Below are 21,228 nucleotides of genomic sequence, written 5' to 3'. Positions count from 1 at the left end.
CGAAGTTTTTCTAATGAAAGGAATCACATAGTTACAGGATAAACGAGCAAAGAAGGCCCCCATATATCTGAACTATACCCCGGATAACGGACACACATAAAAAAGTGTCCCTTATCCGGGTTTTTTTATGTTTCAATAGATGTAATGAGTATGGACGGAGGGTTTCTATGAGTAAGAATATATATACTGAATTTCAGATTAAAGAACTTGAAAAGAATCCAAATATCATTAGTGCTTCCGAGCGATCTATTTCCTATAGTCCGGAATTTAAAACAAAAGCTGTTAAGGAATATAAAAAGGGGAAAGCCCCCTCTCAAATTTTCATTGACCAGGGAATTAATCTCGAAATAATTGGAAAGAAACAACCCAAACGTTGTCTACAGCGCTGGCGTAGTACCTTTGAAAGGTTTGGTGAGGAAGGCTTCCTTACGGAACGCCGTGGAAAAGGAAGTACAGGACGCCCCACTTCCAAGCCACAGTCTGTAGAAGATCAACTTAGGAAGGCCGAGGCGAGAATCAAATTCCTTGAAGCAGAAAATGACTTCCTAAAAAAGCTGGAAGAGCTAGAAAGGCAGGCTCTGAAAAAGAAATGATTCTAACTGCTGCTGAGAAGTTCTATCTGATTGAAAGGACGATCAGAATACACCAATTAAAGAAGGCTGTTTCTTATCTATGCAAATTGGCTGGTGTAAGTCGAAGTGGCTACTATGATTGGTTAAAGGCAGCTCCTTACCGTGAGCTTCGTGAAGAACAGGATGAATTGGACATAGAATTGATCAGAAATATTTTCATCAGTAAAAAGGAAAAAGTAGGCGCCCTCCAAATCAAAATGATTATGGAGAATGACTACTCGGCCGTCATGAATCATAAGAAAATCAGACGGTTGATGACAAAATATAATCTCCTAGCGAAAATCAGAAGGGCCAACCCGTATCGGAAGATGGCCAAGGCAACCAAGGAGCACCTTACTTGTCCAAACCTCCTTAATCGTGAATTCAATCAGGAGGTGCCAGGGAAGGTCCTGCTTACTGACATTACCTATCTTTATTATGGGAAAGGCCAAAAAGCGTATTTATCCTGCGTAAAAGATGCCGCCACAAAAGAAATCGTTACGTACCATTTATCTACTTCATTAGAAATGGATATCGTTTACGAGACTTTAAATAAGCTAAAGCAGGCTGTGTGTCACGAGTTCCATCCGAGTGCAATCCTTCATTCTGACCAGGGGTTCCATTACACCCATCCGCTATTTCAACGCAAAGTGAAGGAACTTGGGATAACCCAATCCATGTCCCGCAAGGGAAACTGTTGGGATAATGCGCCAATGGAAAGTTTCTTTGGCCACTTTAAGGATTTGGCAGAATATAAAACATGTACTAATTTAACGGATGTGAAGGAAGAAATTGATCGAGTTATTGAAGAATATAATGAACATCGTTATCAATGGGGGCTAAGGAAAATGGCCCCAGTACAATACCGGGACCATTTATTAGCTGCTTAGGCACTTTTTTATACTGTCCGTAAAATGGGGCACAGTTCATATCAATGGGGGCCTTCTTTGTGGTTATTTATCCTGATACTTTTTCAAACGATATTGAAGACTTTGGCGGCTGATATTCAGGGCTTTAGCTGCTTGAGAGATATTCATGCCATGTTCCTTTAATATCTTCTCCAAGTATTGCTTTTCAGTATTGGCGATATAATCATCAAGAGATAAGGTCGACCCCTGTAGATCTCCATTTGTTTTGACATCTTTTTTCTCGGGATGAATGTCTTCAAAATGGGCTTTCTTTCTAAAGAGAGTGGGAAGGTGATTGATGGCAATCTTTGTATCGCCAGGTTCCAGTAAATTCATGGCCCCCTCGATGATATGTTCAAGTTCCCTTACGTTCCCGGGCCAGTCGTAATCATAAAATAGTGAGTAGACCTCCTCGCTAATCCCTTCAATATTCAATTCGAACAGCGCATTGAATTTCTCGATAAAGGATTGTGCCAGCAAAGGAATATCCTCTTTCCGTTCACGAAGTGGTGGGATGAATAACGATACGACGCTTAATCGATAATATAAATCCTTTCGTAAATGATCATTTGAAATGGCATCTATCGGATCTTCATTTATCGTTGCAATGACCCGTACGTCAATTTTTTTATCCTTAGTATCCCCAACACGGCGAATCGTCCTTTCTTGAAGGGCCCGTAATAATTTCGCTTGCATGTTCGGATTTAATGAGTTGATTTCATCTAGCAGGATGGTACCGCCCTGTGCCTGTTCGAATAATCCAGGTCTTTCGATCGATCCGGTGAAGGCGCCTTTCTTTGTGCCGAAGAGTATTCCTTCAATTAGACTGTCTGGCAGGGCAGCACAGTTTTGGCTGATGAAAGGTTGTGTCGAACGGCTGCTGCCATTATGGATGCTTTGGGCGAAGAGCTCTTTTCCGGTGCCCGTTTCCCCAACGATGAGGATGGAGGATGCCGTCCTGGTCGAGCGCTTGCACTTTTCTATGACTTCCAGGAAATTTTCACTCGTTCCGATGATGCTGTCAAACGTATATTTGGTATCGCCTTTATTCAAGATATTATCTTTAATGATTCTTTCGAGATTCGTTATATCCTTTGCCACTTCAATTGCTCCAATGATATTTTGGTTCTGATCCAAAATCGGAAACGTATTATTGATTGTTGTAATTTCTTGTCCGAGATTATTGAAGTAGGTCTGCTTCGAGTTTTCGGTTTTCCTTCCAGAATGAAGTGCCCGTATTAATGTGCTCTCCGTTTCTTCCTTGAATATAAAGATCTCGTGAATCTTTTTCCCTAATACTTCTTCTGATTCCATTCCTTCAATTTCAGCCATTTTTTTGTTATAAACAATGGTTCGGCCTTTTATATCGATTATGTGTATCCCGATATCGATTACATCCACAAGCGAGTGGAGGATGGTTTGAAAACCTTCTATTTTAACGATTTGATCTAAATACATGGATGCCCCCCCTTTTTATTCATTTCTTAGAGCTATTGTAGTAGAAATATAGAAAAGGTGCAAATAAAATTTGCACAGCAAGATTATTTTGCATTGAAGTGCAAAAATATTTTGCGGAAAAAGGATAAAAATGCCCCTTTTTATGATTTTACACGTTGGCATGAATCTTGCATTAATAAAAAGTGTAAGGTTTAAGTGAAAAAAATAGGGGCTAGAGCAAAAATAAATGGCATGCTATGTCAATATTGCCCCATAAGTGCAGAATTTCATTGCATATTTTATGAAAAAACAATGTTTTTTTCAAAAAAATGAAAAGTTGGCACGGAACTTGCTTGTTTAATAAGCGAGAGAAAAAAATATAAAACTTTAGGGAGATGAGCCATAATGGTCCAACCATATAAACACGAACCATTTACTAATTTTAAAATCGAAGAAAACAATAAAGCTTTTCAAGTGGCATTGAATGATGTAGCTAATGATTTAGGGAAGAAATACCCGCTAGTCATTAATGGTGAAAAAGTGTTTACTGATGAAGTCATTACCTCTGTAAACCCAGCAAATAAAGAAGAAGTTATTGGAACCGTATCCAAAGCAAATAAGGATCTTGCTGAGCAAGCCATGCAAGCGGCGGATAAGACTTTCCAAACTTGGAGAAAAACGAAAGCGGAAATGCGTGCAAATATTTTATTCAGGGCTGCAGCCATCGTCCGGAGAAGAAAACACTACTTCTCGGCTCTATTGGTAAAAGAAGCAGGAAAACCTTGGAATGAAGCGGATGCAGATACAGCGGAAGCGATTGATTTCATGGAATACTACGCACGTCAAATGCTGAAGCTTAAAGACGGAATGCCAGTGGAAAGCCGTCCGATTGAACACAATGCATTCAGTTATATTCCACTTGGTGTCGGTGTCATCATCTCACCTTGGAATTTCCCGTTTGCGATCATGGCAGGCATGACGACAGCGGCTCTTGTTTCAGGAAATACCGTCTTATTGAAACCGGCCAGTACAACACCGGTCATTGCAGCTAAATTCATCGAAGTGTTGGAAGAAGCGGGATTACCTGCAGGAGTTGTGAACTTCATTCCAGGAAGCGGTGCTGAAGTTGGCGATTATTTGGTAGATCATCCTCGTACACGTTTCATCAGCTTTACCGGATCTCGTGATGTGGGAATCCGTATTTATGAGCGTGCGTCAAAAGTAAATGAAGGCCAAATTTGGTTGAAACGTGTCATCGCTGAAATGGGCGGTAAAGATACGATCGTTGTTGATAAAGAAGCTGATTTGGAATTGGCAGCACAATCCATCGTCGCTTCTGCATTCGGATTCTCCGGTCAAAAATGTTCTGCTTGTTCGCGGACAGTCATAGTGGAAGATGTATATGACCAAGTCTTGAATCGTGTCATTGAATTAACGAAAGAAAAAACGGTCGGCGAACCAACGGACGTAAACAACTTCATGGGTCCTGTTATCGATCAAGCCGCTTACGACAAAGTCATGAGCTACGTTGAAATCGGTAAAAAAGAAGGGAAACTTGTTGCAGGGGGAGAAGGGGACAATTCAAAAGGTTTCTTCATCCAGCCAACCATCATTGCCGATGTGGATGAGAATGCACGAGTCATGAAAGAAGAGATTTTCGGACCAGTGGTAGCGTTCTGTAAGGCAAAAGATTTCACTCATGCAATCGAGATTGCCAATAACACGGATTATGGATTAACAGGCGCAGTCATCTCGAACAATATTGAACATATCGAACAGGCACGTGAAGATTTCCACGTAGGAAACTTGTACTTCAATCGCGGCTGTACTGGTGCCATTGTCGGATACCAGCCGTTTGGCGGATTCAATATGTCAGGTACAGATTCAAAAGCGGGCGGTCCTGATTATTTAGTTCTTCATCTTCAAGGAAAAACAACATCTGAAACGCTATAATTTTAGGGGGAATCAACATGACAACAGTAACGGAAAAATTAATCGAGCAAACAGAACAATATGGTGCAAACAATTATAATCCACTTCCAATCGTCATTTCGAAGGCACAAGGAGTTTGGGTGGAAGATCCTGAAGGAAACAAATATATGGATATGCTAAGTGCCTATTCAGCAGTGAACCAAGGTCACAGGCATCCGAAAATCATCGACGAATTAAAAAAACAAGCCGATCGCGTGACATTGACGTCCCGTGCATTCCATAGTGATAAATTAGGCCCGTGGTACGAAATGGTTTCACGCATTACGCAAAAAGACATGGCGCTTCCTATGAATACGGGTGCTGAAGCCGTTGAAACAGCAATCAAAGCTGTTAGGCGCTGGGGTTATGATGTTAAAGGAATTGCAGAAAACCAAGCTGAAATCATTGCTTGTATCGGGAATTTCCATGGCCGTACAATGGCAGCCGTGTCCCTGTCGTCCGATGAAGAGTACAGAAGGGGCTTTGGACCGATGTTACCAGGGGTCAAGCTTATCCCTTATGGCGATCTTGATGCATTGAAAGAAGCGATTACACCGCAAACGGCTGGATTTTTAATCGAACCGATTCAAGGTGAAGCTGGAATCATCATACCGCCTCAAGGATTCTTAAAAGAAGCATACGAACTATGTAAAGAAAATAATGTCCTATTCGTTTCTGATGAAATTCAATCAGGACTTGGACGTTCAGGAAAAATGTTCGCCTCTGACTGGGATGGAGTAGTTCCGGATATGTACATTTTAGGCAAGGCGCTTGGCGGCGGGGTTTTCCCGATCTCTTGCGTAGCTGCAAACCGCGAAATCCTTGGCGTATTCAATCCTGGTTCCCATGGTTCTACATTCGGCGGCAATCCATTGGCATGTGCGGTTTCCATCGCTTCTTTGGAAGTACTTGAAGATGAGAATCTTGCGGAACGTTCATTGGAGCTTGGACAATATTTTATGGATAGCTTAAAAGAAATCAAGAATCCAATGATTAAAGAAATCCGTGGTAGAGGCTTATTCATCGGGGTTGAATTGACAGAAGCTGCAAGACCTTATTGTGAGCAGCTTAAAGAAGAAAAACTGCTATGTAAAGAAACACATGATACAGTCATCCGTTTTGCTCCGCCATTAGTGATTACTAAAGAAGACTTGGATTGGGCAATCGAACGCATTAAAAGAGTTTTATCCTAATATCCCTATGAGGTGAATTCCATTGAGTACAACTGTCAAAGAAGAAAAAGAAACTGCCAGCTTGCTTGATTCAACACAGGTCGTAATCAAGGAGGCGCTGGAAAAGCTTGGCTATTCTGAAGAAGTGTTCGAGCTCTTGAAGGAACCTCTTCGTATGCTGACCGTCCGGATTCCGATTAAGATGGATGACAATACAACGAAGATATTCACTGGGTACCGTGCCCAGCACAACGATGCTGTCGGTCCGACAAAAGGTGGAATCCGTTTTCATCCAGAAGTCGATGAGGAAGAAGTCAAAGCACTTTCAATGTGGATGAGTTTAAAATGCGGAATTGTGAATCTGCCATATGGCGGAGGAAAAGGCGGCATCATCTGTGATCCGCGCCAAATGTCCATTGGTGAATTGGAAAGACTTAGCCGTGGGTATGTTCGGGCGATCAGCCAAATAGTTGGGCCGACTAAAGATATTCCGGCCCCGGATGTTTATACAAATTCACAAATCATGGCATGGATGATGGATGAATACAGTAGAATAAGAGAACACGATTCACCTGGTTTCATCACAGGTAAACCACTGGTTCTGGGCGGTTCACACGGTAGGGAAAAGGCGACTGCTCAAGGAGTCACCATTTGTATCGAGGAAGCGGCAAAGCGTAAGGGTATAGAATTGAAAGGTGCACGCATCATCGTCCAAGGGTTTGGGAATGCAGGAAGCTTTTTAGCCAAATTCATGCACGATGCAGGTGCGAAAGTAATTGGGATTTCGGACGCATATGGTGCCATTTATAACCAGGATGGTCTGGATATCGATTACTTACTTGATAAAAGGGATAGCTTTGGAACTGTAACGACACTATTTGATAATAAAATCACCAATCAAGAACTTCTGGAACAAGATTGTGATATTTTAGTGCCTGCTGCCATTTCCAATCAAATCACCAAAGAAAATGCACATCTTATCAAGGCCCAAATTGTCGTGGAGGCAGCGAATGGACCTACCACTTTAGAGGCAACCAAGATCTTGACGGAACGCAATGTGCTTCTCGTACCCGATGTATTGGCAAGTTCAGGCGGTGTGACTGTTTCTTACTTTGAGTGGGTTCAAAATAATCAAGGTTATTATTGGGAAGATGAAGAGGTCCAAACCAAATTAAAAGCGTTATTGGTCAACTCATTTAATCAAGTATATGAAATGTCCGAGACTAGAAAAGTGAATATGAGGCTGGCTGCATACATGGTGGGTGTCAGAAAAATGGCAGAAGCCTCGATATTCCGTGGCTGGGTATAAGCTTTAGTCTAATAATGGAGAGTGGAGGAGTGATTCCTTGTTAAAACCGATTCATACCATCGAATGTGCTCAGGATGGGACCATCGAACAAGTTTACGTTCAAAAGAATTCCTATGTTTATGAATGGGAGAGGCTCTTTTTAGTGAAAACGAAAGATGGGAAATTGATTGATGTTTCAATTGGTGCAAGTGGTCATATTACTGAAATTAATGTCTCGGCAGGGGATCCTATAAATAGAAAGCTTCCTTTAGCTTTGCTCCAAGACGATTTAGTTATAACTGGCTCTGATTGATTATAGGAAAGAGGGTGTTCCAAAGGCGGAAGCGATTTCTGCTTTGGGATGCTCTTTTTTTTGTTGTGATCAAATAAATGGCGAGGACAAAGCCAGGAAGGAAAAAAGAACTATATAAAGAAAAAACTTTTACCCAAGATAAATAAAAACGCCTTCGCTGACCATACACCTTACCATGGTATGGTTTCGCGAAGGTATTTTTCATTTGGAAAGGGCATATTGCCATATTCCCTTTCATAAACTGTTATACAAACAAGCCAAGTCGATTTAATTGCCTGATGGGAGGTGATCCTGATTGCTCAAAACTGGTTAAGCCGTTTTTCTTTATCCGTGTGCGCTTTCTAGGAATTTAAGCCCATGGCTAGAAATATTATGTTAAAATACTAAGTGAGATTTAGACATCAATTAAAAAGCGGTTTTTCTGAATTCATCCATATTTACAATGAAATGTTCAGAATTCTGCCGTATAAAAAGGGGAGTTAATCAGAGTATGAGAATCTCAGAATTAAAAAGGAAAGCCCTTCATTCGTTGGGAGGTAAATGGGGAGTAGCAGTTTCGCTTATGTTGCTCTTGTTCTTGATCAATTTCATTTTACCTATAATTGTCGATGTGATCGGAAGCGGTGGGTTTTCACAATGGTTCATGCAGGAAGAAACACCGTTATGGTCTGATATCTTCAGCATGGTCTTTTCCATTGCCTTAATCCCGCTCACCATTTCAACCACTTGGTTCTACCTGAATTTGGTTAGGGAAGGAAACCCTGATATTCCAGAAGTATTCGCTATCTATAAAGATGGAAAAACTTCTTTCAAGCTTATTGGGGCATCCATCTTACAAGCTATTTTCATTTTTTTATGGTCATTATTATTAATCATTCCCGGTATCATCAAAAGCATCGCCTATTCGCAGGTGTTTTTCTTATTGAAGGATCATCCAGAATACACCGTGCTTGAAGCCATTACAGAAAGCAAAAAAAGAATGAAGGGCTTGAAATGGAAGTATTTCCTTATGCACCTAAGCTTCATAGGTTGGGGCATCCTTTGCATGTTCACGATAGGAATTGGTTTACTATGGCTGTTTCCTTATGTCGGAACTACATTGGCTGCATTTTATAATGAATTGATTGTGCCTCAAGAAGATACTGAAGATAAACAAATAGAGGTATAAAAGATTAACCGATAGCAAATTGGCTATCGGTTTTTTTATTCTCGTTTCTCCTTAAAAAGGTTAAAATGTTAATTTTGCCTGGTGTATAATAAATACTGAGAATGCCATTTTAGGGGGATCACATAGTGAGTAGTTTTAATATTGCTGATCTGATATACCAATTGTTTTGCCTTGTATTTCTAATCCTGATCATTGTTGGCGCCGTATCCCTTTTCCGTTCCAGCAAGCACCGTAAAACCAGACTAGATATCATGGAAAAGAAAATGGATGATTTACATGAATTGATTAAAAGAGGCAAAAATTGACGGCTGCATCGTACAGCCGTTACAACTGCAAGCAAGCTCGATGAGAATCGAGTTTGCCTGCAGTTTTTTCTTTGAAAAAATTCCAGTTGATTTTAGAAATTCGCTCCCTTGCTGCAAGCGCCTCCGGGGTCTCGGCTAGCAGTTTCGGCAGGAGTGTCGTAAATTTCTTCAATCTAGTAATGGTTTTATTCCATATATGCGGGAAAAGCATGTCCAAGGGAGACCCCACAGGAGCAAAGACCGCCCGCGGGCCCTGCGTTCCAATCAACGTTCAGGTTTTACAAACTCCGGCAATTATAAAAAAATATATACTGAAATAACTTAGTCAAAAGCACTGTCTCCGAATTTGAAAAAGAGGATTGGATTTTAGGCATCAATTAAGAGACATAAAAAAATAGAAAAAGAAAGGGAATTGTCAAAAATAAGCAGTTTTACATAGGTTGTTGGGAATGTGGGGCAAATTTCATGTGAGGGTGCTGGTATGGAAGATGCATGGTCTGCTGCAGTGTTTTACCCTATAATGGAATAGATTCATGTTTAAGGTAAATGGTAAAAGTCTATCAGGAATGCTCGACCCTATTCAAATCGACTGAGATTTAAGAATACTGAACATTCGATCCTTTTGTTAGGTATCTTTGAGAAGTGGGAGGAGTCGGTATCATGAAAGAAGTTATTGCAATAAAAGAATTTACTAGGTTTAAAACACGGACGGAGGAATTTAGTCCGTATGCTTGGTGTAAACGGATGTTAGAAAATGACCCTGTGAGTTATCACGAAGGAACGGATACGTGGAATGTTTTTAAATATGAAGATGTGAAGCGGGTTCTCAGTGATTATAAACATTTTTCAAGTGTTCGGAAACGGACTACCATATCGGTTGGAACGGATAGTGGTGAAGGGGCAGTCCCTGAAAAGATCAAAATAACTGAAAGTGATCCACCTGAGCATAGAAAGCGCCGTTCACTGCTGGCCGCAGCATTCACACCTAGAAGTCTTCAAAACTGGGAACCTCGCATTCAGGAAATTGCAGATGAATTGATTGGACAAATGGATGAGGAAACGGAAATCGATATTGTGCAATCATTGGCGAGTCCGCTTCCGATCATTGTGATGTCAGATTTAATGGGTGTTCCCTCGAAAGATCGTTTATTGTTTAAGAAATGGGTGGATATCTTATTCCTTCCTTTTGATAAAGAAAAACAGGAAGAAGTAAATGAATTGAAGCAAGTGGCAGCAAAAGAATACTATCAATATTTGTATCCAATTGTTGTGCAAAAACGATTAAACCCGGCAGATGATATCATCTCAGATCTATTGAAGTCAGAAGTGGATGGGGAAATGTTTACGGATGATGAGGTTGTCCGGACGACCATGCTGATTTTAGGAGCAGGGGTCGAGACAACAAGTCATTTACTGGCCAATAGCTTTTATTCCCTGCTATATGATGACGTTGAAGTTTATCAGGAATTACATGAAAACCTGGATTTGGTTCCGCAGGCGGTCGAAGAAATGCTCCGTTTCCGATTCAATCTCATTAAATTAGATCGCACCGTACAGGAAGATAACGATCTATTGGGAGTGGAATTGAAAAAAGGGGAAAACGTGGTTGTTTGGATGAGTGCAGCTAATTTGGACGAAGCGATGTTTGAAGACGCCTTCACCCTTAATATCCACCGCCCTAATAATAAGAAACATTTAACATTCGGGAATGGTCCTCATTTCTGCCTAGGAGCTCCGCTAGCGAGGCTGGAAGCAAAGATTGCGCTTACTACATTCCTGAAGAAATTCAAGCATATTGAAGCGGTGCCAACATTCCAGGTAGAAGAAAATCTTACTGATTCAGCGACAGGGCAAACTTTGACATCACTACCGCTTAAGGCACGCCGTACACATTAAAAAACGAAAAGAACCTTGTGCACTAACCTGCATAAGGTTTTTGGCTTGTTGAAGTGAATTCCGAATCCATCACGATAAACGAACCGATATCTTTTAAAACCCGCCTCACTTCCTTTAGAGTTTCTTCTCTGTCAATCCAGTGCCAAGCCCTTAAAACGGTTGCGATGTCGAAAAATCGCTTTTTAGGGTAGTGGTTTCTGCATACCGGGTTAAAGTATTCTATAATCCGTTGTCCATCGATATTCTTGGCTTCTTCGATCAATTCTTTTTTGATGGTTCAACACTAATCACCGTTGCTCCTTCATTATATAAAGTACTGCCCAGAACCCCAAATCCAGAACAAAGGTCTGCCACCTGAACCTCAGCAAAGTTCATTCCCCTCATTTTTAACTTTCCATCAATTCATCCGGTAAATCATTTCTCCATTCAGCATAATTTTTCGCTACTTGCCGAAATTTACATTCATGCTTCTTTTTCCTTTGGTTTAAGAATGAAAATACAAAATATGTATATTTTGATTGTGCCATAATCGATCATTAGAATGATTAAACAAATGGTAAGTGAAACGAAACCGAAGATGTAACGATACATGTGAATGTATGAATCTAAAGTAACCTGAAGTTGAGGTGATAATGACCAATAGGGTAGTATGAAAAAGTAGATGGAAGTGTGCTCCGGCATCCTCTGGGTGAGGTTTGCGGGCGATGAAGCCTTTACATTCTGCCTATAATGAAGAAGGTTAGGATAAAATAGATATTTCCATTTGAAACGGTTTCAAAAGTGAAAGGATGTTATTATGAGATTAAAGCAACAATTAACCATTGCCTTTATAGTAAGTGTACTTTCTTTAATAGGGTTCAGTTTCATTGCATTTACCATAAGTGCAAATGAATACCTGAAATTTGATGAAGTCGTGATTGCCTTAGTGCAGGGATTGGAATCGCCCTTACTAACGAGCATCATGAAGTTCTTTACCTACATAGGTTCAACCAGTGCCTTGATCATCCTTTCTTTGTTCATATTGTTTTTCTTATATAAGGTTTTAAAGCATCGTTTGGAACTAATTTTATTTAGTGCTGTCATAATTGGTTCACCTCTTCTCAATTTGATGGTTAAGCTTTTCTTTAGACGCGCCCGGCCCGATTTACATCGACTCATCGAAATAGGGGGGTACAGTTTCCCTAGTGGACATGCCATGAATGCATTCTCTTTATACAGTATTCTCACATTTTTGCTATGGCGTCATATTACGGCTAAGTGGGCAAGGGTTCTATTGATTCTGTTCAGCATGACGATGATCCTCTCAATAGGTATAAGCCGAATATACTTGGGAGTCCATTATCCTAGTGATATCATTGCCGGATATTTGGCGGGTGGTTTTTGGATTGCGATTTCCATTTGGTTTTTTCAAAGGTATCAAGACCGGCGGAAGAACAAAGATATGTAATAAAGGGACAAGATTATTGCAAGATTAGCAGCCGGAGGGTAACAGGGTCAGATATTGACTCAATACAGTTAGGAGCGATTAAATGGAAAATTGGATTACGGAATTCATGAATGATTTTGGGTATATAGGAATCTTTCTTTTAATAGCATTGGAAAATATTTTCCCGCCTATCCCGTCAGAGGTCATTCTGACTTTTGGCGGTTTCATGACGACGACGGCGAATATGACAATTATCGGTGTCGTGATTGCTTCGACACTGGGGTCAGTGGCAGGAGCGGTCGTCCTTTATGGGGTTGGTTTACTTCTTGATGTGAAAATTATTGAAAAGTTCGTGGATAGATGGGGGCATATTTTTCGGTTAACGGTATCCGACGTCCATAAGGCGAATTCATGGTTTGATAAGTACGGGGCCTGGACCGTGTTTTTCTGTAGACTCGTTCCGCTGATCAGAAGCTTGATCTCGATTCCTGCAGGCATGTCCCATATGAGCTTTTGGCTCTTTCTGCTATACACTACATCCGGTACGTTAATTTGGAACGTCATCCTGGTGAATATCGGGGCGGCCGTTGGATCTTCGTGGGAAGATATTGTAGGGTATATGGACATTTATTCCAACGTCGTTTATGCAATATTGGCCTTGCTATTGATTCTTTTCGTTGTTTTGATTTTTAGAAGGAATAAAGGCAAAGGGAAATAATTGATTGGGGCCAAACGAAAACGGCACTTTCATTACATAACCGAACATTACCGCCAAAGGCTGTCATTGCGACAGCCTTTTTCTTGTGTGAGCAAGAAGGTTGAACTCAGAATAAAGGGAATGTGCTTTGGACAAAATGAGTGAAACGAAAAAGGAATGAGGTTCGGTGCTATGGCTTCTTTTTTCAAACAAAAAAGACAAATGAAACAAAATGAAAAGAAAAAGGAAGATGGAGGTCAATCCAAAAGTAAAACACCTGATTATATTGAAAATTCCATTTCGACTAATCTGGAAATCGTGAAGAAAAAGACGGGAAACAGTCCGGACATTATTATCCGAACGTTGAAAATAGGTCAAAACCCGGAAATAAAATCGACTATTTTGTATGTTCAGGGTCTGATTGATAATCCAAGTGTTACGGATTTTTTAATTGAATCTATCATGAAAAACCCTCATCTATCAGAAAAAATACTTCCACAAGAAGCATTGGATGTAATCTCTGAAGACGTGATTTCCCTCGGTGGTGTAGAAACCGTCAAGGAATGGGAAAAATTATTTTTGTCATTATTATCAGGGGATAGCATCATTTTTGTTGATGGTATAAACATAGCCTTGGTTGCCAGTACAAAAGGGGGAGAACGGCGCTCAATTCAGGAACCAAGCACGCATTTGACTGTCAGGGGATCGAGAGAAGGGTTCACGGAATCGAATGGAACGAACATCGCCATGTTACGCCGCATCATCAATACCCCGGATTTATGGATAGAGTCGATGAAAATAGGCACCGTGACAAAAACCGATGTTTCCATCATGTATATAAATGGGATTGCCAAGGAAGGGATCGTCGAAGAGGTCAAGAAGCGCTTAAACCGAATTAACATCGATAGCATTCTTGAATCAGGATATATTGAGCAATTGATAGAAGACCAGGTCATGACGCCATTCCCAACCCTTAATCATACAGAACGGCCGGATATGGTCGCAGGGAACCTGCTGGAAGGAAGAGTGGCTATATTCGTTAATGGAACGCCTTTTGTCTTGGTGGCACCGGCCTTATTCGTCCAGTTTTTCCAATCTGTCGAAGATTACTATAATCGCTTCGATATTGCTTCAGCCACACGCTTTTTACGGATCATCGTTTTTATAATCTCTATAATCGGGCCTGCTGTCTATGTTGCAGCCACGACCTTTCACCAGGAAATGATCCCAACGAAGTTGCTGGTCATCGTTGCGGCCCAAAGGGAAACGGTTCCATTGCCGGCCGTCATTGAAGCGCTTCTCATGGAAATGACTTTTGAAATATTAAGGGAAGCAAGCCTACGGATGCCAAAGGCTGTCGGTTCGACCATGTCCATTGTAGGGGCATTGGTGATTGGGCAGGCTGCAGTCCAGGCCGGCATCGTATCGCCGGCAATGGTCATCATCGTTTCGATCACGGCGATTGCCAGTTTTGCTACCCCATCTTATTCAATAGCCATTTCAGCCCGTATAGTGCGTTTCGGATTTATCATTTGTGCCGGTGTTTTAGGTTTTTATGGGATGATTTTAGCCTTTATCGCCCTTATTGTCCATTTATGCAGCCTTCGATCACTTGGAGTCCCTTATATGACGCCGCTGGCCCCTCTGGATCTGGAAGGGTTAGGCGACACATTCTTCAGAAGGCCGATGTGGGCCTTTAAAGAGCGGCCAAAATTATTAACCAACCCAAATAATCTGATAAGGGAAGGCGATAATCAAAGACCTCTGCCTCCTGAAACGCGTGGAATGAAAACTACTGACCAGAAAAAAGGTGAAGGCAATGAATCGTAAACGATCAGTCCTGCTTTTGATGTTAATCTGCACTACATTCACCTCAGGCTGTTGGGATAAAAAAGAATTAAACGAAATGGCCATCGTTTCGGCAATAGGAGTCGATAAAAATAAAGATGGGAAATTAGTGGCAACGTTTCAAATTATTAATCCAAGCAATGTTGCGGGAGCTCTCCAAGGGGGCGGCGGAACAAATCCACCCATCTCGATTTATAGGGCCAGTGGAGATAATATACTGGAAATGGATAGTGTTGCTTCAACCAAAATTTCAAGGGATATGTATTTTGCCCATGCAAACCTGATTGTCATAAGTGAGGAAATAGCAAAAGAAGAGGGCATCAACGCGATTTTTGATGCCTTTGAACGTTCCCCGGAATTTAGGGCGACTACGAGGATCGTGATTGCCCGTGGTGTAAAAGCTAGGAATATAGTCGAAACGCTGACGGCAATCGACAAAGTAACAGCTGAAAAAATCAACAGGACAATTGAATCTACGGAAAAACAGAATGGCGGAAGTATCAATATCAATCTTCAAGAAGTGATCAAGGATCTTGTAAGTACAGGAAAAGAACCGATAATAAGTGGTTTTACCGTGAGCGGTCAAAAAGAAAAAGAGGACAAAATGGAGAATACCCAGTCTTCAGATATTAAGGCAAACCCTAGAGCAGCTGGCATAGGTGTTTTTAAAGAAGGGAAATTGGTTGACTGGCTGGATGGTGATAAGGCAATCGGATCAATGTGGGTATTGGATAGGATTGAAAGTACCAATCTAAACATGGATTGGAAGGGTAAAAAAGACGCAATCACCTATCAGGTGATTCGCCAAAAAACCAATGTTTCAGTAAAAGTGGAAAATGGTAAACCTAAAGTATTTATAAAGGTCCGTGCGGAAGGGGATATACGCGAGGTAAATGTTTCCTTGAATCTAAGTAGTCCGCACGTCCTGATTGATATTGAAAAGAAGTTAGCCAAGAACTTGAAGAAGGAGATGGAAGATGCGATCGTACGGGCCCAAAAAAATAAATCCGATATTTTTGGATTTGGTGAAATCATGCATGAATCCCATCCAAAATTATGGAAGAAGTTAGAAAAGGATTGGGACGATGATACTTTTCCTAAGCTGGAGGCGCAGGTACAGGTAGAGACTTTCATTCGCCGTACAGGATTACGTAATAAGCCATATCTTTCAAATATTAAAAAGGGTGATCAATAATGGGAAGGAAGTGGCATCCTCGTGGAAAAGGCAAAAATTAGCGGCTATCAGCTGTTCGTCCTTATTTTCCTGTTTGAAATGGGCAGTGCTCTATTGGTTCCTCTTGCAGGAAATGCTAAACAGGGTGCTTGGCTAGTCATTCTTATTGCGATGATAGGCGGTTTTTTATTATTTTTCGTTTATTATAGTCTTTTTCGATACTACCCTGATCAGCTGTTAACTGATTTTGTAAGAAATATACTGGGGAACTTCTTAGGAAGGATAGTAGCCTTTTTATACATTCTTTATTTCGTCTATCTCGCTGCAAGGGTGTTGAGGGATTTCGGAGAGACACTGCTTACTTTTGCCTATCCTCACCTTCCATTATTTTTTGCTAATGCAACATTCATTTTAGTAGTGGTATTTACGGTTCGTAAAGGGGTAGAGGTAATGGCAAGGACGGGTGAAATGTTTTTTGTCTTGGAGAATTTACTTTTCCTGACATTCATTTTTCTGATAGTCGTTTCAGGCATGATCCATTTAAACAACTTAAAGCCCGTTTTCGAAATCGGTGGGGCGGAGATGATGAGAATGGCCTTTACTGAAACCATATACTTTCCATTTGGCGAAATTATAGTCTTTTTGATGATTTTTCCTTATTTGAACGAACCTCAGCAACTGAAAAAAATTGGGATCAGGGGTTTGGTTACAGGAGGTATTTTTCTCTCGTTTACAATGGCTATGAACGTAGCGGTACTTGGAGTGGATCTTACAACCCGTTCGCAATATCCTCTGCTTACACTCATTCAGTCCATTGAGATCGCTGGATTTCTCGAACGCCTTGATGTTTATTTTTTATTGAAGCTGATGATTGGCGGGGTCATCAAGTTAAGCATATTTACCTATGCGGCGTTAACGGGTACGGCGAATGTTTTCAATGTTAAACAGCCTTCCAGACTTGCTTATCCGATCGGCTTTGTCATTTTAATGATTTCCATTGTAATTGCAAGCAGCTATTCGGAACATATCCAAGAAGGATTCGACGCCGTTCCGATCTATATCCACCTCCCATTTCAAGTGATCATCCCAATGATTCTATTGATCATTGCCTTTTTTAAGAATCGAAAAAGAAGCAAGTCCAGCACCAAAATAAGTTCCTAAAAGGGGAATAGATGAAAAATGAAAATCTTCGGTATTACGGTTTTGCTGCTGATTCCATTAGTGGCCTTTTCTTTAGGCATGGATATTCTTTTAGGATTTGATTTGGATAATTCAATGAAGCATGCCTTGAACCCATTTTTGGTGAAAGACCCGGCTGAACTGATCCTATTTCTTGTTCTCCTTGTGTACTTATTGTTCAGCTTCATTTATCGAAAAAAAAAGAAAGGCAACAAAGTCAAAGGGCAACAATAAAGTTGCAATTCCTGTTGCTGAACTAAAGATAGACTCCGTCATTCAAGTGTTGATTTGAATGAAGGGGTTTGTCTTTTTGCTTTTTTGCAACCTCGTATACCGGTTTCATAGTATGATGATTAAATGAGCTTTATTTTTCAGCGGAATGTAAAATCAATAAAACAAAAAAACCTCAGGGGGAGGACGGCAATTTGGATATCAAGTTGAATCAAAAAATCATAAAAGACATGTGCGGGGCCGTCTCCTTCAAAAGAGGGGAAGCTTTTCATCGTGCCAATAAAGTGACATTTCAAAGTTATCGTCCTGATGGTTGTGAAGCAGCGGTTAAAGGGATGGAAGATTTCCATGTCTCGATCGAAGTGGATTCTGTCGGTGGTTTTCAGACTACATGCAGTTGTCCTTCTCTAGCTTCTTACCAAAGGGATTGTCAGCATATTGCAGCCGTACTGCTGTCGGTTTGCGATCATCAGCGAGAGGGAACGATCCCTGATGGCCTAAATGTACCTGGTTCTGATATTTCAGCCAATAAGAAGTTGTCTGAGGGCTTGCTGACCCTATTCAATAATCAGCCTGTACGCAAAAGCGGTCAGCAGCTCCACTTTGAAAACAGGCAATTGCTTGATGCAGAGTTTACGTGTAAACCTATAAGGATAGTTACTGGACAATATATGTTAGGAATGGAAATGAAAATTGGTTCTTTCAATTTATTGAATGTCCGGGATTTCCTGAAACGGGTAAAGGAAGGGAAAATTTTCCAATTGACCCTTTCATTTTTATATGACCCTGAACTGCATTGTTTTCATAAGGAAACGGATGCAGTGCTTCAGGAGCTTATTACAGTGATATCGGATGAAAAGGTTTATGTTGATGCCCTTACGGACAAATTTGAATATACAATGGACGATCACTTATTACTTCTGCCTCCATCTTCCTTTCAAAGACTTGTCCCAATCCTTGGCAGGGCGCCATTGGTGAAGCTTGCATATGGAGGCCATACATTTGATGGTCTTCGTTTATCCGGCGAATCGCTTCCTTTACAGTTTGATTTTACCCAAAGCGAGGGCGAAGATTATCAGCTGAATATAAAAGGTTTGAATGAGATGATCGTGATGAATGCATACAAAACGGTCCTATTTGAAGGGAATTTGGTTCAGCTCGAAAAAGAGGATTGCAAACGCCTTTCAGAATTGAAGCAAATGCTCGAGGATTCGGGAATGAATCGGATTCCAATCCATCATGACCAACTGGAATTATTCCTGGACAAAGTGGTACCAGGTTTGAAAAGGCTCGGTGAAGTCCATATAGCAAGGTCCATCACCGAACTGTTTTTGAAGACACCGCTGGTTGCTAAGCTATACTTGGATCGAGTGAAAAATAGGCTGCTTGCGGGGCTGGAATTCCACTATGAAAATATCGTGATCAACCCATTGGAAAAACAGGAATCCAAGGCGGTCGCCATGCTTATAAGGGATTTGGATAAGGAGGCGGAGATACTAAAGCTTATGAAGGAAAGCCTGTTTGCCGAGACTGACGGCGGCTATTTCTTACATAATGAAGAGCTGGAGTATGAGTTTTTATACCACATCGTTCCAAAACTTCAAAAGCTGGTACAAATCTATGCCACGACAGCTGTCAGAAACCGGATTTCCCGTGGGAATGCTGCACCCCGCATTAGGGTCAAAATCAAAAAAGAACGGACTGATTGGCTCGAATTCAAATTTGAAATGGATGCGATCCCCGATAAACAGATACGTGAGGTCTTAGCAGCGCTTGAAGAGAAAAGGAAGTACTATCGTTTAAGAAATGGATCGCTGCTTTCCCTTGAAACAAGGGAGTTCGAGGAAATCAATCGGTTTCTGAATGCACTTCCCGTACAAAATGAAGACCTGGAAAACAGTCTGAACATGCCAATCGTAAAAGGGCTGCAACTCCTTGATTCCGTTAATGACAGCCAGACATTCACATTAGAGGAATCATTCCGTCAGTTTTTGGATAACATCGGGAATCCGAGTGCCTTGGAGTTCGTGGTGCCAAATAGTCTTGGGCCGATTTTGCGCGATTATCAAAAGAACGGCTACAAATGGATGAAAATACTTGCCCAATACGGATTTGGCGGGATTCTGGCTGATGATATGGGACTGGGAAAAACACTGCAAAGCATCACGTTCATTTTATCGGAGCTGCCTGAAATCCGTAAGAAAAGGGTTCCTGCGCTTATTGTCTGCCCTTCATCATTAACCTACAATTGGCTGAGAGAATTCACTAAATTCGCCCCGGATATACAAGCCGTCGTCGTGGATGGCCACAAAAAGGAAAGGTCGAAGCTGTTTAAGGAAGTAATGGACGTGGATGTAGTGATCACCTCTTATCCATTGCTCCGGAAGGATATCACGTGGTTTGAAAAAGAGGACTTCCATACGGTGTTTTTCGATGAGGCACAGGCCTTTAAGAACCCAGGTACACAAACGGCACGAGCGGCCAAGAAAATAAAAGCGGCACATCGCTTCGCGTTAACTGGTACACCCATCGAGAATTCACTAGAAGAACTTTGGTCCCTTTTCCATGTGGTATTCCCTGAACTATTCATGGGGTTAAAGGAGTATAGTAACCTCTCAAGGAAACAGATTTCCCGGAGAATCCGGCCATTTTTACTGCGGAGAATGAAAGAGGATGTGCTTGCGGAACTCCCGGAAAAAGTCGAATCGCTGGAATCGATGGAACTGCTTCCAGATCAGAAGAAACTGTACGGCGCCTATCTGGCGAAGCTGCGGCATGATACGCTGAAACACTTGGACAAGGACACCCTCAGGAAAAATCGGATCAGGATCCTCGCTGGCTTGACCCGGCTTCGGCAAATATGCTGTCACCCCGCCTTGTTTGTGGACGGTTATAAAGGCAGCTCGGCAAAATATGAGCAACTGATGCAAATTCTCGAGGAATCGAAGCATTCTGGAAGACGGGTGCTGATTTTCTCGCAATTTACAAAAATGCTTCAAATCATCGGCAGGGATTTGGCTATTAAAGGACAGGCTTTTTTCTATTTGGATGGACAAACTCCATCAAAGGAACGTGTGGAAATCTGCAATCGGTTTAATGCAGGAGAACGGGATGTATTCCTCATTTCATTGAAAGCGGGCGGTACGGGTCTCAATCTGACGGGTGCCGATACAGTCATTCTATATGACCTTTGGTGGAATCCAGCAGTGGAAGAACAAGCCGCGGACCGTGCCCATCGAATGGGGCAGAAGAATGTGGTTCATGTCATCAAACTTGTTGCCCGTGGCACAATTGAAGAAAAAATGAATGAACTGCAAGAGAAAAAGAGACACCTTATTGAAGAAATCATCGACCCTGGGGAAAAATCATCATCTGCACTTACAGAAGAGGATATCAGGGAAATCCTGATGATATAAGAAGAGGGATACGGTTACGCAGACCAGTAGAGCTGAAGGGAACCATAGTTATTAATTTATGAATTGAATAGTTTAGTTATGGAGCATTTCTTCGTAATGGGGAATGCTTTTTTTTATTTTTTAAAAATGGAAAGGATATTTCGGTAACAATAATAATATAATAAAAAACAACAATGTTTTATTGTAAT

The 21,228-nt window shown here is 41.3% G+C and carries 17 protein-coding genes; 15 read left to right on the top strand and 2 right to left on the bottom strand.

Annotated elements, in window-relative coordinates; genetic code table 11:
• Positions 1–167 precede the first annotated feature (167 nt).
• Positions 168–1,501, top strand: a protein-coding gene (locus UP17_RS26900; RefSeq protein ID WP_155727271.1) for an IS3 family transposase whose coding sequence is annotated in 2 segments (ribosomal slippage) — positions 168–540 and positions 540–1,501 — 1,335 coding nt in all. Because the reading frame shifts where the segments join, the coding sequence is not laid out codon by codon here.
• A 63-nt stretch (positions 1,502–1,564) separates the two neighbouring features.
• Here UP17_RS26900 and UP17_RS19120 read toward each other — a convergent pair.
• The gene (locus tag UP17_RS19120) at positions 1,565–2,977 is read right to left on the bottom strand and encodes a sigma-54 interaction domain-containing protein (RefSeq protein WP_061464525.1); all 1,413 of its coding nucleotides are present in this window, start codon (positions 2,975–2,977) and stop codon (positions 1,565–1,567) included.
• Positions 2,978–3,361: 384 nt separating this feature from the next.
• Here UP17_RS19120 and pruA point away from each other — a divergent pair, with 384 nt between their 5' ends.
• From pruA to UP17_RS19080, 7 genes are all read left to right on the top strand, one after another.
• A complete protein-coding gene (gene pruA / locus UP17_RS19115) occupies positions 3,362–4,909 on the top strand; it encodes an L-glutamate gamma-semialdehyde dehydrogenase (protein WP_061464524.1) in 1,548 nt (515 codons plus the stop codon).
• A 17-nt stretch (positions 4,910–4,926) separates the two neighbouring features.
• Positions 4,927–6,120: an ornithine--oxo-acid transaminase gene (locus tag UP17_RS19110; RefSeq protein WP_061464523.1), complete on the top strand. Its 1,194-nt coding sequence runs from the start codon at positions 4,927–4,929 to the stop codon at positions 6,118–6,120.
• Positions 6,121–6,142: 22 nt separating this feature from the next.
• Entirely contained in the window at positions 6,143–7,408 is a 1,266-nt protein-coding gene (locus tag UP17_RS19105; protein ID WP_250211695.1) for a Glu/Leu/Phe/Val family dehydrogenase, read from the top strand.
• A gap of 37 nt (positions 7,409–7,445) precedes the next feature.
• Positions 7,446–7,700, top strand: coding sequence for a biotin/lipoyl attachment domain-containing protein (locus UP17_RS19100; RefSeq protein WP_061464521.1), 255 nt, complete (start codon positions 7,446–7,448; stop codon positions 7,698–7,700).
• A 490-nt stretch (positions 7,701–8,190) separates the two neighbouring features.
• Positions 8,191–8,868 (top strand): DUF975 family protein, encoded by a 678-nt coding sequence (locus UP17_RS19095; protein WP_061464520.1) that lies wholly within the window; start codon positions 8,191–8,193, stop codon positions 8,866–8,868.
• 125 nt (positions 8,869–8,993) lie between these two features.
• On the top strand, positions 8,994–9,173 hold the full coding sequence (locus tag UP17_RS19090; protein ID WP_061464519.1) for a hypothetical protein: 180 nt from the start codon (positions 8,994–8,996) through the stop codon (positions 9,171–9,173).
• A 657-nt stretch (positions 9,174–9,830) separates the two neighbouring features.
• Positions 9,831–11,069 carry a cytochrome P450 gene (locus tag UP17_RS19080; protein ID WP_061466172.1) on the top strand — a complete coding sequence of 413 codons (1,239 nt, stop codon included), beginning with the start codon at positions 9,831–9,833 and terminating at the stop codon, positions 11,067–11,069.
• 22 nt (positions 11,070–11,091) lie between these two features.
• Here UP17_RS19080 and UP17_RS29590 read toward each other — a convergent pair whose 3' ends face one another.
• On the bottom strand, positions 11,092–11,331 hold the full coding sequence (locus tag UP17_RS29590) for a methyltransferase domain-containing protein (protein ID WP_061464517.1): 240 nt from the start codon (positions 11,329–11,331) through the stop codon (positions 11,092–11,094).
• A gap of 534 nt (positions 11,332–11,865) precedes the next feature.
• Here UP17_RS29590 and UP17_RS19070 point away from each other — a divergent pair.
• From UP17_RS19070 to UP17_RS19040, 7 genes are all read left to right on the top strand, one after another.
• Positions 11,866–12,516, top strand: a complete 651-nt coding sequence (locus UP17_RS19070; RefSeq protein ID WP_061464516.1) for a phosphatase PAP2 family protein — start codon at positions 11,866–11,868, stop codon at positions 12,514–12,516.
• Between the two features lie 82 nt (positions 12,517–12,598).
• Positions 12,599–13,213: a DedA family protein gene (locus UP17_RS19065; protein WP_061464515.1), complete on the top strand. Its 615-nt coding sequence runs from the start codon at positions 12,599–12,601 to the stop codon at positions 13,211–13,213.
• A gap of 171 nt (positions 13,214–13,384) precedes the next feature.
• A complete protein-coding gene (locus tag UP17_RS19060; protein ID WP_061464514.1) occupies positions 13,385–15,022 on the top strand; it encodes a spore germination protein in 1,638 nt (545 codons plus the stop codon).
• Entirely contained in the window at positions 15,012–16,235 is a 1,224-nt protein-coding gene (locus UP17_RS19055) for a Ger(x)C family spore germination protein (RefSeq protein WP_061464513.1), read from the top strand. The genes UP17_RS19060 and UP17_RS19055 overlap by 11 nt, the downstream gene beginning before the upstream one ends.
• Before the next feature lie 21 nt (positions 16,236–16,256).
• Complete coding sequence (locus UP17_RS19050) at positions 16,257–17,375, top strand: GerAB/ArcD/ProY family transporter (RefSeq protein WP_061464512.1); 1,119 nt, start codon at positions 16,257–16,259, stop codon at positions 17,373–17,375.
• An 18-nt stretch (positions 17,376–17,393) separates the two neighbouring features.
• Positions 17,394–17,627, top strand: coding sequence for a YczF family membrane protein (locus UP17_RS19045; RefSeq protein WP_061464511.1), 234 nt, complete (start codon positions 17,394–17,396; stop codon positions 17,625–17,627).
• A gap of 191 nt (positions 17,628–17,818) precedes the next feature.
• Positions 17,819–21,040, top strand: a complete 3,222-nt coding sequence (locus UP17_RS19040) for a DEAD/DEAH box helicase (protein WP_061464510.1) — start codon at positions 17,819–17,821, stop codon at positions 21,038–21,040.
• Positions 21,041–21,228 lie beyond the last annotated feature (188 nt).

It is taken from the genome of Peribacillus simplex (assembly GCF_001578185.1).
GTDB classification, from domain to species: domain Bacteria; phylum Bacillota; class Bacilli; order Bacillales; family DSM-1321; genus Peribacillus; species Peribacillus simplex_A.
Note: the sequence above shows the minus strand (reverse complement) of the source record. Positions and strands in the feature narration are given on the sequence as shown.

What these genes read in the sequence shown, in the direction of transcription:
- UP17_RS19055 (WP_061464513.1), top strand. Translation starts at nt 15,012, where the DNA reads ATGAATCGTAAACGATCAGTCCTGCTTTTGATGTTAATCTGCACTACA.
- UP17_RS19070 (WP_061464516.1), top strand. Translation starts at nt 11,866, where the DNA reads ATGAGATTAAAGCAACAATTAACCATTGCCTTTATAGTAAGTGTACTT.
- UP17_RS19120 (WP_061464525.1), bottom strand. Translation starts at nt 2,977, where the DNA reads ATGTATTTAGATCAAATCGTTAAAATAGAAGGTTTTCAAACCATCCTC.
- UP17_RS19060 (WP_061464514.1), top strand. Translation starts at nt 13,385, where the DNA reads ATGGCTTCTTTTTTCAAACAAAAAAGACAAATGAAACAAAATGAAAAG.
- pruA (WP_061464524.1), top strand. Translation starts at nt 3,362, where the DNA reads ATGGTCCAACCATATAAACACGAACCATTTACTAATTTTAAAATCGAA.
- UP17_RS19110 (WP_061464523.1), top strand. Translation starts at nt 4,927, where the DNA reads ATGACAACAGTAACGGAAAAATTAATCGAGCAAACAGAACAATATGGT.
- UP17_RS19095 (WP_061464520.1), top strand. Translation starts at nt 8,191, where the DNA reads ATGAGAATCTCAGAATTAAAAAGGAAAGCCCTTCATTCGTTGGGAGGT.
- UP17_RS19065 (WP_061464515.1), top strand. Translation starts at nt 12,599, where the DNA reads ATGGAAAATTGGATTACGGAATTCATGAATGATTTTGGGTATATAGGA.
- UP17_RS19045 (WP_061464511.1), top strand. Translation starts at nt 17,394, where the DNA reads ATGAAAATCTTCGGTATTACGGTTTTGCTGCTGATTCCATTAGTGGCC.